Raw genomic sequence first — 12,391 nt, forward strand, 5'->3', positions numbered from 1 at the left:
GAATGAAGCCATTGAGCAAACGATAGAACCGGGTTCTACGATGAAAATCTTTACTTTAGCATCTGCTATTGAAGAGGGTGTTTGGAATCCAAATGATCAATTTAAATCGGGTACTTATAAAGTCTATGACAGAAAGATTAGAGACCATAACGATGGGGTAGGTTGGGGCACTATATCTTATCTAGAAGGTTTCCAAAGATCTTCTAACGTTTCCATGGCTTTTTTACTAAATAAAATTGGTGACGAAACCTTTATTGAATATATTCGTCGATTTGGTTTTGGGGAGCCCACTGGTATAGACCTTCCGAATGAAGCAAGTGGTATTGTAAATGATAGGTATCCGATTAATATATACACAACTACCTATGGGCAAGGTGTTACTGTCACTCCTATTCAATTAATACAAGGAATGACAGCTATTGCAAACGAGGGTACCATGTTACAGCCTTTTGTAATTGATAAAATCGTTAATCCTAATACTGGAGAAATTGTAGATGACAACGAACCAGTGGAAAAGAAATCTCCTATTTCGGCAAGCACTGCAAATCAGGTGAAGGAAATTCTTGCTAGTACTGTTACATCTGATCATGGTACAGCACAACGATTTAAGCTAAATGGATATACTTCAGCTGGAAAGACGGGTACAGCGCAAATTCCTAAAGGAGATGGTAAATACTTTTGGGGAAGACAACTATTCCTCTATTCCTTTTTAGGGATGGCTCCTGTAGAAGATCCACAGCTCATCGTGTATGTTGCCGTACAGAAACCGAAAATTAAAGCGACAGAGGTAGGATCACAGCCAGTATCGGAAATATTTAACTCTGTTACTGAAAATAGCTTAAAATATTTAAATATAGAACCTGAAAACCTTGAATTATCTAAACCGATAACAATGCCTGATTTAATTGGTAAAAATGTGTTAGACAGCCAAATGGCGTTAGAAACTCAAGGATTAAAAACTGTTATAATTGGACAGTTGGATCAGGTGTTAGAGCAATATCCTAAGGCCGGCACCTCTGTTATTTCTCAAGGAACTGCTTTTATAAAAGGGAGTGGGGAAATAGTACTTCCGAACTTTGCAGGATGGTCAAAAAGAAATCTTATGATTTATAAGTCACTTTCTGGGTTGCCAATTGAAATAATTGGAGATGGCTTTGTGTCGAAGCAAAGTTTAACAGCTGGCTCAGTTGTGACTAGTGACTCACCGATTGTAGTTCAATTGTCGAGTCCAAAGGAAATTGCTGAAAACAGTGTAGAGGAAGAAGAATTGGAAGAACTACCGCAAGACTAGAAGAGTGCTAGAATAGTTAAGGACGTTTTCTCATAAGCTATCTAAAACGGACATAAAGGAGAAAACGCAATATCTAAACTTAAACAAGTTATTCGGCTACGGATGATATGGGTTATTACGCTGCTGTTGTTTCTGGCGGTAGCGGGAAAGCTTATTCAGCTTCAGTTTTTTCAGTTCAGTGAATTGACTACTAAAGCTAAGGAAAGCTGGGATCGAGAGCTGCCTTATGCTTCTGAAAGGGGCAATATTCTTGATAGAAATGGGGAGGTAATAGTTGGTAACAGACTATCTCCTACCCTTTTCTATATGCCTTCCCAAAATAAAGAACCAGAGAAGGTAGCAAAAGAGATTGCACCATTGTTAGAAGTTGAAGAGAGTAAGCTATACGAACAAATTAACAAGAGAGCTTATCTTGTTAAAATTGCTCCAGCAGGGAAGAACATTACGTCTGACTTAGCTATGCAGATTCAAGATAAAAATGTTAAGGGTCTGTATGCTGGTATTGACTATGTCAGAGATTACCCGCATGGTAAAATGCTTTCGAGATTGTTAGGCTTTACCGGATATGATGCCCAGGGGCTTGCTGGAATCGAATATCAATACGATTCTGTCTTGAAGGGCAAAGAATCAGCCATTCGAATGTTTACAGATGCTAAAGGAATTCCACTTCCACATGTGGATGACAGTTGGAAAAATGGACAAAATGGTAATCATGTCCAATTAACAATCGATATGAAAATTCAAACCGTAGTAGAGAGAGAATTGTCACAAGCAATGGATAAATATGAGGCGACACAAGGCATTGCAATCGTAATGAATCCTAATAATGGAGAGATACTAGCACTAGCTTCGGCTCCAAATTTTGACCCTTCTTCTTATCAAGAAGTTGATTCTACTATTTACAATCGTAACTTACCAGTTTGGATGACATTCGAACCTGGATCCACGTTTAAAATTATTACGCTTAGCGCAGCACTCGAAGAAAATGTTGTTAACTTAGATAATGACCATTTTCATGATGCTGGTTACACAATTGTAGAAGGAGCAAGACTTCGATGCTGGAAACGACAAGGGCATGGTAGCCAAACGTTTCTGGAAGTTGTAGAAAATTCCTGTAACCCGGGATTTATAGAATTAGGCAGGAGAGTTGGACCTGACAAGCTTTCAGAGTACATAAAGAAGTTTGGATTTGGTCAATCCACAGGTTCTGGAATGGCTGGAGAATCTTCGGGCATTCTATTTAGTAAAGATGCTTATGGGCCAGTTGAACATGCAACCACTTCATTTGGCCAAGGTATTTCTGTTACACCGATTCAACAAGTTCAAGCAGTAGCAGCGGCTATTAACGGCGGCTATTTGTATAAGCCTTATATTGTAAAGAACATTGTGGACGGCGAAACAAATGAAATTCTTTCTACAGCAGAACCAGAAATGAAAACGCAAGTAGTATCAGAAGCAACGTCTCAAAAAGTTCGTGAGGCACTTGAACACGTGGTTGCTCATGGTTCCGGTAGAAACGCCTACAGAGACCAATTACGGATAGGTGGAAAAACTGGGACTGCACAAAAGGTTCAGAACGGCCGATATATGGATGGAGAGTACATTGTTTCTTTCATCGGCTTTGCTCCTGCGGATAAACCAGAGCTTATAGTATATGTGGCAATTGATAATCCAAAGCATAGTACTCAGTTTGGTGGAGTAATTGCCGCACCGATTGTAGGTCAAATTATTGAAGACTCACTTGAGGTTACCGGTGGAGGTAAACAATTAGAGAAAGATTATAGATGGGGAGATGTTCAAACCGTCCGCGTCCCAAATCTTGTAGGAACTAAAAGAAAAGAAATTACATCGTACATGTATCCGTTTCAAATTGTTTGGCACGGCGATGGAGATGAAATCTTAACTCAATTACCGAAAGAAAACAGTCTTATTCCATTAGATGGGACTATACATGTTTACACAAAATAAAAATAACTATAGTACATTCATGATTAGTTGTGCGTATTTAAGGAGATTTTTTTATGACATTGTCTACAACGTTAATTACACTTATTGCTAGTTTTTTAGTATCTGTTATACTTGCCCCGATTATTATCCCCTATTTAAGAAGGATGAAATTTGGGCAAAGTATAAGAGAAGAGGGGCCAGAATCCCATCAGAAAAAAGCTGGAACACCTACCATGGGTGGTTTAATATTTTTAACCTCAATCATTGTGACAACACTTGCTATTTCGTTTATATTTGACAAGCTTACGACACAGTCAATCGTATTGTTGTTAGTATTAGTGGGCTTTGGGTTAATTGGGTTCTTGGATGATTTTATAAAAGTAGTTTTAAAGAGAAATCTAGGCTTAACTTCTCTACAAAAACTAATCGGACAAATAATTATTGCGATTATTGCCTTTTTCTTGTTAAAGCTAGGTCCATTTGATACTTCAATCTCCATTCCATGGACAGATATTACGCTTTCTCTAGGTCAATTCTATGTTGCCTTTTTAGTTTTTTGGCTAGTTGGCTTCTCCAATGCAGTAAACCTATCAGATGGGTTAGATGGTCTTGTATCTGGTACGGCATCAGTATCCTTCGCTACATTTGGAGTGCTCGCTTTAATATACGAACAAACGGATATTGCAATTTTTGCTTTTAGTGTTGCTGGAGCCTTGCTAGGTTTTCTATTGTTCAATAAAAATCCCGCTCAAGTTTTTATGGGAGACACTGGATCACTAGCTTTAGGTGGAGCACTAGCTATGGTTTCAATTCTTGTTCAACAAGAAGTGCTTCTATTGATCGTTGGGATTATCTTTGTAATAGAAACATTGTCGGTTATATTACAGGTCATTAGCTTTAAAACTACTGGTAAGAGAATATTTAAAATGAGTCCGATTCATCATCATTTTGAACTTTCTGGCTGGAGTGAACGTAAAGTTGTTACTGTATTTTGGGCTATTAACTTTGCCGCTGCAATGTTTGTAGTGATTATGGAGGTTATGTAAATTGAAACAGCTACCTTTTGTATATCATAAAAAAATACTTGTTTTAGGCTTAGCAAAAAGCGGCACAGTTGCTGCTGAGTTCTTGCATGACTTAGGAGCATTTGTCACAGTTAATGATTCCAAGCCGTTTGAGCAAAATGAAAATGCTCAATATCTTCTGACTAAAGGATTGACAGTCATTTGCGGTAGTCATCCAGAAGACTTGCTGGATGAAGGGTTTAATCTAATCGTAAAAAATCCTGGAATTCCTTATACGAATAGTGTAGTTGCAGAAGCTATAAAAAGAGGTATTCCTGTATGGACAGAAGTAGAGCTTGCATATCGTATTAGTGATGCTCCCATGATCGGAATTACTGGGTCAAATGGTAAAACTACTACAACGACTCTTATATACGAAATGTTGAATCATGCTTCTAAGCAACCACTGATTGCGGGTAATATAGGTACTGTTGCCTCTGGGGTTGCAGAAAAGGCAACTGCAGACAATACAATTGTCATGGAGTTATCCTCCTTCCAGTTGATGGGAACAGAACAATTAAAGCCTAAAATTTCAGTTTTAATGAATTTATATGAGGCTCACTTGGACTATCATAAGGATTATCAAGAATATACAGATGCAAAATTTAATATTACAAAAATGCAGGATGAAAATGATTGGTTTGTCTATAATGCAGAGCAACAGTTAGTTCAAGATTATGCTGATAAAAGCCAAGCACAAAAGGTTCCTTTTTATGTCAGCAAAAAGACAGCTAATGGTATAAGTGCCGACGATCAATTTGTATATTGGAATGGTGAACAACTTTTTGAACGCTCCATTATTGCACTACGAGGTAAGCATAACTTGGAAAATGTATTAGCTGCAACTGCTGTAGCTATTTTGTCAGACTGCTCGTTAGAGAGTATTAAATTTGTATTACAAACCTTCCAAGGTGTAAGGCATCGCACTCAGTTTGTGTTAGAGTCAGATGGACGTAAGTTCTACAATGATTCTAAAGCTACGAATACCCTGGCTACTAAAAGTGCTTTAGAAGGGTTTACAGAGCCTGTCGTGTGGATAGCGGGTGGAGTCGATCGAGGACATTCGTTTGATCAGCTTATTCCTTATTTATCTAATGTAAGAGCACTTGTACACTATGGTGAAACAGCAGAAAGACTTCACAAATTTGGAGAAGAGAACCATATACCCTTCGTGAAAAGAGTCTCTAATTTAGAGGAAGCCACCCGTTTAGCTGTGGAGGTATCAGAAAGAGGAGATATTATTCTTCTTTCTCCCGCTTGTGCAAGCTGGGATCAATATGAGAGCTTTGAAATTCGAGGGGATGAATTCATCAAGGTTGTTGAATCTTTAACGAATAATTGAAAGGATGAAATAATCGAAAGATAAACGTAAGTTACTATTCTTATCGTCTGTATTATTTTTATCAATTATTGGGATATTGTTTGTGCATTCAGCTGGATCGTATTGGAGCGAGGTTCATTATCAAGGGCAAACACCTTTCGCTTTGAAACAGAGTTTGTATTTAATAGTTGGGGTGGCAGGAGCATTTTTTATACAAAATAAATCATTTCTCCGCCTTCCCACATTTTGGCACGTTTTATATATCATATCGGTGGTATTGCTTATAGGGGTATTGATTCCTGGTATCGGTGTAGTACGGAATGGGTCACAGAGTTGGATATCTCTTGGTTTTACCAACTTTCAGCCTGCAGAGCTGTCTAAAATTGCGGTATTAGGCGTGTTGGCTTTAGCTTTAGCAAAGGAACCAAAAAACAAAGGTAAACTATATATGCGTAGTGCACTTCTGCTTTTGCTGCCAATAGGGTTAATAATGGTTCAACCAGATTTTGGATCTGCTTTTGTATTAGTTGTAGCAGTATTTATGCTGCTATTTGCTGCAGGACTTCCTTTAAAGTTTTTTTTCGCCATTGGACTATCTGGGGTAATAGGTTTAGCAGCACTAATCATTTCTGCTCCGTATAGGTTAGTTAGGATCCAAGCTTTCTTGGACCCTTGGAAGGACCCTTTAGGTTCTGGATTCCAAGCAATTCAATCACTATTAGCCATTGGTCCAGCTGGTCTATTCGGTTTCGGCTATGGAAATAGTCGCCAAAAGTTTTTATATTTGCCAGAGCCACAGAATGATTTTATCTTTTCCATATTATTGGAGGAAACGGGATTTATCGGTGGGATAGTTGTAATCTCTGCCTTTGTTGTTTTTTTCACTACTAGCTATATGATGGCTTCCCGTGCGAAGACAAGAGAGGCCCAATTAATGATAGTAGCCTTAACCTCCTTACTTGTTGTACAAACGTTTTTAAATATGGGAGTGGTAACTGGCTTATTACCTGTCACAGGCGTAACCTTACCATTTATCAGCTATGGCGGGTCATCCTTAGTAATGACCTGGGGGATTATCGGAATCATTTTAAACTTGGCTAATACATCTAGTACAGAAGGGAGGCGGTAGAATGGAAAAAGTCATCGATATCGAAGATCGAATACCTACCTTAAAAGAGAGAAGAAGACGTAGAACAAACAAAAAATTTTCCATTCTACTTTTTCTCTTTGTCTTTACTCTATTGGTCTTGCTTTATTTTCAATCGTCTTATAGTCAGGTACAAAAAATAGAGCTAGATGGGGCTAAGCTTTTCTCCGTGAATCATTATGTTGAACAAAGTGGTCTAAAAATTGGAGATTCCATGTGGAGCTTCAAAGAAAAAGACATAGAAAATTCATTGGAGAAAAGCGATTGGGTAGAATCAGTACAAGTTAAAAGAAAATGGCTATCCAGTGTTCAGATCGAAGTTAAAGAATTTAAACAGGTTGGATATGTAGAAAAGGAAAATGGTCTTCAAATAATTTTGGAAAATGGTAAGACCATAGTGCCAGAAGATGAGATTGTGCCTGTCGAAGGGCCAATCATTGCAGATTTTGAAGATGAAAAAATTCGATTACGTCTTATAAAAGAACTTAAAAAGTTGAATAGTGAAGTGTTATTAACTATCTCTCAAATAAATTACGTCCCAACGGAGAATGATATATATTCTATTCAAGTTTTTATGAATGATGGTAATGAGGTACAAGCTCTAATCCCGTCATTTTCAAGTAAAATGAATTATTATCCTTCGATTATTTCACAAATAAACCCAGATCAAAAAGGGGTAATCGATATGGAGGTAGGGTCCTATTTTGAACCCTATCAAAAGGTTTTAAATGAAACTGAGGGTGAGGAGGCCATTGAGGATGAAGAAGAGGAGTCGTCTTAATGTTCCTTTTCGTGGACGTATTCTTATCTCGCTAGTTAGTCTAGTGTTAGGGTTCATTTTAGCTTATTCCTATAGCATGGCATCTGCGGATAAAGAAATAGAGGGTAATAATAGCTATTCGTTGGAAATACAAAAGTACAGAGAGCAGCTAATAGAACAAAAGGAAATGAATAAGGAATTAACAGAAGAGATTAACAAAAAACAGCAGGCTATTAGAGTTTTTGAAAAGTCATTTGTGGATAGCGAAGAAAGTGTTGAAGAGTTAGTAAAGGAAGCTGAAATGCTTCGGTTACTAATGGGAGACATTCCATCTGAGGGGAAGGGCATTTCAATAGCTTTGCAGGATGGTGAGTATAATCCTTCTCAGGAAAACCCAAATGATTACATTGTTCACGAAAGTCATGTATTTAAAGTGATAAATGAGCTAAAAATATCAGGAGCAGAAGCAATTACTATTAATGGACAAAGGCTTCATGCTCAATCTTACATATCGTGTACTGGCCCAGTGATAACCGTCGATGGACGAGCTTTTCCCGCGCCTTTCACAGTTGAAGCCGTAGGTGATCCAAAGGTATTATTAGCATCGGTTAACTTAGGTGGCGGTATTGTAGATCAGCTAACAAACGATAATATCGTAGTCACCGTTGAAGAAAAGAGTAACATTATGATGCCTGCCTTGCGTGGTGACCAAAATTAACAAAGGCAAAGGAGGGCCGAATACATGAAAAAAACCGTTTATATTCGGTTTACTATAATTTTGTTGATCGTTGGTTTCATGATTGCCATTCAATACAATACAGTAAAACAACCAGAAACTCGCGATACGCGTGATGTATGGGAGATTCGCCAAGAGCTTGCCACAGAAACACAGCTACATTCCGAATTGTTGTCGGAGGTGCGCCTGTTAGAAGAGACAGTTGGCAAGTATGACAATATGGTTAATGAAAGTCCTGAAATAGCTTTAAATGAAACCGTAAAACAATTAAAACAGGATATTGGTATTGCAGATTTTAAAGGTCCAGGACTAACCATAACAATTGAACCCTCTATAGAGAGTATGATGGTGGGGGAACAAATAGAAGAAATATCTCCTGATTTATTAATTCGATTAATCAATGAGATTAATCGCTTTAAAGCGGAGGCAGTAGAAGTGGATGGCAAACGGATTGTATATTCCTCTGCTATACGGGATGTAAACGGAAGGACTACGGTTAATAACCTGACAATAAAAAAGGCCCCCTTCACTATTAAAATTGGCACATTAACATTAGAAGACGCTAAGAAAATGTATAACCAGCTACAAGCATCTCCTATTGGAGATAATTTCTACATTGATAATCTGAGACTAACTATAGGTGAACCGGAAGATGAGGTTACAATACAGGCCTTTGATCAATCAGTAAATATGGAATTTTTACAAGAAGTGCCAGGGGGAGAATAGTTATGTGGTTGCCGTTTTTAGGATTAATACTTGGAATATCACTTGGCTTAATGACTGATATTCAAATTCCAGAGGTTTATGAAAGCTATTTATCCATTGCTGTTTTAGCTGCACTAGATACTTTGTTTGGAGGAATTAGGGCACAACTTCAACAAGTTTACGATGATAAAGTATTTGTTTCCGGTTTCTTCTTTAATATTGCTTTAGCTGCTGGTCTTGCCTTTCTGGGGGTCCATTTAGGCGTAGATTTATATCTAGCAGCAATCTTCGCTTTCGGTGTTCGACTTTTTCAAAATATAGCTGTGATTCGTCGAATAATATTAACAAAATTGCCTGAGAGAACAAAAAGATAATGTTTTGTGCTATAATTTACTATTTCTTTAGAAAATTTTAGACTTTATAGGTTTTTTACAATAGAATAATAAATAAAGAGTTATTAGGAGGTGCCACGGGTGAATCAATCAGAAATGTACGTATCATTAGATATTGGGTCGTCTTCCATTAAAGTATTAATAGGTGAAATGAGTGATGACTCGCTGCATGTAATAGGAGTAGGAAATGTTAAATCAAACGGTATTAGAAAAGGCACCATTGTTGATATAGATGCAACTGTTCAATCGATTAAAAAAGCTGTTGGTGAGGCTGAAAGAATGATAGGAATGTCTATACATGAAATAGTGTTAGGTATACCCGCTAATTTAGCGAATATACAAAACGTTAAAGGTGTTGTCGCTGTCAATCGAGAGGACAGAGAAATAACAGACGCAGATTTGGACCGTGTTTTAGAGTCTGCTCAAGTAATGTCTATTCCTCCTGAAAGAGAGCTAATTAACATTGCTCCCAAACAATTTATCGTGGATCATTTAGAAGAGATTAAAGATCCTCGAGGCATGATTGGAACTCGTCTAGAATTAGATGGTTTAATGATGACTACATCCAAAACGATTTTACATAACGTGTTACGATGTGTGGAAAGAGCAGGCCTTCAAATTAGAGAAATATATTTACAACCATTGGCGGCAGGACATTTTGCCTTAACTGAGGATGAAAAAAATCATGGTACTGCCTATATAGACATTGGTGGAGGCTCTACAACCATTGCAATATTCAGAGAAGGTCATTTAGTCAATACTGCTGTTATTCCTGTAGGTGGAGATCATATAACTAAAGATTTATCTATCGTTTTAAAAACCCCTACAGAACAAGCAGAAATGATAAAATTAAAATATGGACATGCCTTTTACGATGACGCGTCAGATGATGAGTTATTCGAAGTACCAGTAATTGGTGCTGATATGAAAGAGCAATATTCTCAACGATATATAGCAGAGATTATTGGGGTACGTCTAGAAGAACTATTTGAGTTAATTCTAGAGGAATTTTACCGTATGGGATTACAAGATCTCCCAGGTGGAGTAGTAATCACAGGTGGAGTTGCTAAACTTGAGGGTATCGGTCAATTGGCGAGACACATCTTACAATCGCGCGTTCGACTGTACACACCAGATTATATCGGCGTTAGAGAACCACAATATACAACAGCTGTTGGCCTTATAAGATATGCCTATAAAGAAGATCTTTTCTATGGTAAAATTGGCAATAGCCATGCATTATCTCAAATGGCACACAATGAAGTAGTAGCAAGCACTAAAAAACAAAAACAACCACAAAAAAATTCAAACAATGAAAACAAAGAGAGTGCAATGAGTAAGGCGAAGAAACTTTTTGACAAGTTCTTTGAATGAGAAAACTTTATCATAGTTGAAAGAATATAGGAGGCAATAGCATGTTAGAATTTGAAACAAACGAAGATCAATTAGCAATTATTAAAGTTATTGGAGTCGGTGGCGGCGGAAATAACGCAGTAAATCGTATGATTGAACATGGTGTCCAAGGGGTAGACTTTATCGCTGTAAATACAGATGCTCAAGCCCTTAACATGTCAAAAGCTGAAGTAAAACTTCAAATTGGTGGTAAACTAACTCGCGGTTTAGGAGCAGGAGCTAACCCAGAGGTAGGTAAAAAAGCAGCTGAAGAAAGTAAAGAGTTAATAGAAGAAGCACTAAGAGGTGCAGACATGGTTTTCGTAACAGCGGGAATGGGTGGCGGAACTGGTACAGGAGCAGCTCCTGTAATAGCTCAAATCGCTCGTGACTTAGGTGCTTTAACTGTCGGAGTAGTAACACGTCCATTTACTTTTGAAGGCCGCAAGCGTTCTACACAGGCTGTAGGCGGAATTGGCATGATGAAGGAAGCTGTTGATACACTAATTGTTATTCCTAATGATCGCCTATTGGAGATTGTAGACAAAAATACTCCAATGCTAGAAGCATTTAGAGAAGCTGATAACGTTCTTCGTCAAGGTGTCCAAGGTATCTCTGATTTAATCGCAGTTCCTGGTCTTATTAACTTAGACTTTGCCGATGTTAAGACAATTATGTCTAACAAAGGAGCAGCACTAATGGGGATTGGTATTTCTGCAGGAGAAAATCGAGCAGCAGAAGCAGCTAAAAAGGCTATTTCTAGTCCGTTACTTGAAACTTCGATTGATGGAGCGACAGGGGTATTAATGAATATCACTGGCGGCTCAAATCTTTCCTTATTTGAAGTACAAGAAGCTGCAGACATCGTAGCATCTGCTTCAGATGAAGAAGTTAACATGATCTTTGGTTCGGTTATCAATGATAACTTGAAAGATGAGATTGTAGTAACAGTAATTGCAACAGGTTTTAATGAAGAAGTAATTATGCAAAAACAACCAAGAGGGACAGGCTTTGGAACTGCTCGTGCACAGCAAGCAGCTACTACACAGCGTGAAACTAGAAAAGAAGAGCCACAATCTCAACCGCAGCCTTCTTATCAGCAGGAACGTCCTGCTCCAACTCATAATCACCAAGACGATGCTTTAGATATACCAACATTTTTAAGAAATCGTAATCGCAGAAACTAATAGATTAATAGATAAAAGCAATCAATTTAATAGCGATTGCTCAGGCTATAGACTTTCAAAGAAATTTGAAATGTCTATAGTCTTTTTTATTGTAGCTATGTTAAAGTTATTGGTTGATTTTAACTAAACATTTCTTTTATTCCGACTGTACAATTTAAATGACTATTCATAAAAAAATTTTGAAGTGTGTTGAATCATTTTTACGGCTTTGTTTATACGAGTGATTTATAAATAGAACTATATAAATTAAAGCCGTTCTCCATTTATTGATTGGAGCGCCAGACGGCGACTCCTACGGGATGAGTGAGACAGATAAGCCATCACAACCATGCGCGTAAGCGAGGGGTGATGGCTTACCTCCCCCCCCGAGGAAAGCGCCCGGCTGGCGCGGAAATCAATTCTACTTGCCGATTTAGAACACATCATAATTCAACCCTAGCCTTTAACAT

At 37.9% G+C, this 12,391-nt stretch carries 10 protein-coding genes and 1 pseudogene; all 11 read left to right on the forward strand.

Annotated features, from left to right (window positions below; all coding sequences use genetic code 11):
* On the forward strand, positions 1-1,291 hold a 1,291-nt coding region (locus AC06OU_RS10370; RefSeq protein WP_475855603.1), incomplete at its 5' end, for a penicillin-binding transpeptidase domain-containing protein.
* 102 nt (positions 1,292-1,393) lie between these two features.
* Positions 1,394-3,259, forward strand: a complete 1,866-nt coding sequence (locus tag AC06OU_RS10375; RefSeq protein WP_475855605.1) for a penicillin-binding transpeptidase domain-containing protein — start codon at positions 1,394-1,396, stop codon at positions 3,257-3,259.
* Positions 3,260-3,312: 53 nt separating this feature from the next.
* The gene (gene mraY / locus AC06OU_RS10380; protein ID WP_169358983.1) at positions 3,313-4,284 is read left to right on the forward strand and encodes a phospho-N-acetylmuramoyl-pentapeptide-transferase; all 972 of its coding nucleotides are present in this window, start codon (positions 3,313-3,315) and stop codon (positions 4,282-4,284) included.
* A gap of 1 nt (position 4,285) precedes the next feature.
* On the forward strand, positions 4,286-5,644 hold the full coding sequence (gene murD, locus AC06OU_RS10385; protein ID WP_475855607.1) for a UDP-N-acetylmuramoyl-L-alanine--D-glutamate ligase: 1,359 nt from the start codon (positions 4,286-4,288) through the stop codon (positions 5,642-5,644).
* A gap of 49 nt (positions 5,645-5,693) precedes the next feature.
* Positions 5,694-6,752 (forward strand): annotated as a pseudogene (locus AC06OU_RS10390) (FtsW/RodA/SpoVE family cell cycle protein); the annotation flags it as partial.
* Between the two features lies 1 nt (position 6,753).
* Positions 6,754-7,551, forward strand: a complete 798-nt coding sequence (locus tag AC06OU_RS10395) for a cell division protein FtsQ/DivIB (RefSeq protein ID WP_475855609.1) — start codon at positions 6,754-6,756, stop codon at positions 7,549-7,551.
* Positions 7,529-8,248: a DUF881 domain-containing protein gene (locus AC06OU_RS10400; protein ID WP_342566855.1), complete on the forward strand. Its 720-nt coding sequence runs from the start codon at positions 7,529-7,531 to the stop codon at positions 8,246-8,248. The genes AC06OU_RS10395 and AC06OU_RS10400 overlap by 23 nt, the downstream gene beginning before the upstream one ends.
* Before the next feature lie 24 nt (positions 8,249-8,272).
* Entirely contained in the window at positions 8,273-8,992 is a 720-nt protein-coding gene (locus AC06OU_RS10405) for a DUF881 domain-containing protein (protein ID WP_340884265.1), read from the forward strand.
* Between the two features lie 2 nt (positions 8,993-8,994).
* Positions 8,995-9,345, forward strand: a complete 351-nt coding sequence (locus tag AC06OU_RS10410) for a small basic family protein (RefSeq protein WP_475855610.1) — start codon at positions 8,995-8,997, stop codon at positions 9,343-9,345.
* A gap of 99 nt (positions 9,346-9,444) precedes the next feature.
* Positions 9,445-10,737, forward strand: coding sequence for a cell division protein FtsA (gene ftsA, locus AC06OU_RS10415; RefSeq protein ID WP_169358989.1), 1,293 nt, complete (start codon positions 9,445-9,447; stop codon positions 10,735-10,737).
* Between the two features lie 41 nt (positions 10,738-10,778).
* Positions 10,779-11,942 (forward strand): cell division protein FtsZ, encoded by a 1,164-nt coding sequence (gene ftsZ, locus AC06OU_RS10420; RefSeq protein ID WP_169358990.1) that lies wholly within the window; start codon positions 10,779-10,781, stop codon positions 11,940-11,942.
* Positions 11,943-12,391: the final 449 nt, after the last annotated feature.

It is taken from the genome of Psychrobacillus sp. (assembly GCF_056205495.1).